This window comes from Streptomyces sp. NPDC020958, from assembly GCF_055562175.1.
Genome location: NZ_JBVHFU010000063.1, coordinates 1 through 1201, shown reverse-complemented (window position 1 = coordinate 1201; position 1201 = coordinate 1). Strand labels below are relative to the sequence as shown.

The following is a 1201-nucleotide window of genomic DNA, read 5'->3' as shown; positions in this document are numbered from 1 at the left end:
AACACAGTGGACGCGAGCAACTGAGGACAAGCCCTCGGCCTATTAGTACCGGTCACCTCCACCAGTTACCTGGCTTCCAGATCCGGCCTATCAACCCAGTCGTCTACTGGGAGCCTTACCCCATCAAGTGGGTGGGAGTCCTCATCTCGAAGCAGGCTTCCCGCTTAGATGCTTTCAGCGGTTATCCCTCCCGAACGTAGCCAACCAGCCATGCCCTTGGCAGAACAACTGGCACACCAGAGGTTCGTCCGTCCCGGTCCTCTCGTACTAGGGACAGCCCTTCTCAAGACTCCTACGCGCACAGCGGATAGGGACCGAACTGTCTCACGACGTTCTAAACCCAGCTCGCGTACCGCTTTAATGGGCGAACAGCCCAACCCTTGGGACCGACTCCAGCCCCAGGATGCGACGAGCCGACATCGAGGTGCCAAACCATCCCGTCGATATGGACTCTTGGGGAAGATCAGCCTGTTATCCCCGGGGTACCTTTTATCCGTTGAGCGACGGCGCTTCCACAAGCCACCGCCGGATCACTAGTCCCGACTTTCGTCCCTGCTCGACCCGTCGGTCTCACAGTCAAGCTCCCTTGTGCACTTACACTCAACACCTGATTACCAACCAGGCTGAGGGAACCTTTGGGCGCCTCCGTTACTCTTTAGGAGGCAACCGCCCCAGTTAAACTACCCATCAGACACTGTCCCTGATCCGGATCACGGACCCAGGTTAGACATCCAGCACGACCAGACTGGTATTTCAACGACGACTCCACACTAACTGGCGTTAATGCTTCACAGTCTCCCAGCTATCCTACACAAGCCGAACCGAACACCAATATCAAACTGTAGTAAAGGTCCCGGGGTCTTTCCGTCCTGCTGCGCGAAACGAGCATCTTTACTCGTAGTGCAATTTCACCGGGCCTATGGTTGAGACAGTCGAGAAGTCGTTACGCCATTCGTGCAGGTCGGAACTTACCCGACAAGGAATTTCGCTACCTTAGGATGGTTATAGTTACCACCGCCGTTTACTGGCGCTTAAGTTCTCAGCTTCGCCACACCGAAATGTGACTAACCGGTCCCCTTAACGTTCCAGCACCGGGCAGGCGTCAGTCCGTATACATCGCCTTACGGCTTCGCACGGACCTGTGTTTTTAGTAAACAGTCGCTTCTCGCTGGTCTCTGCGGCCACCCCCAGCTCAGAGCGC

General features: G+C 56.1%; 1 rRNA gene. It reads right to left on the bottom strand.

The window, feature by feature from the left end:
- Positions 1–22 precede the first annotated feature (22 nt).
- A 23S ribosomal RNA gene (locus tag ACZ3KP_RS40985) occupies positions 23–1201 on the bottom strand; the annotation flags it as partial.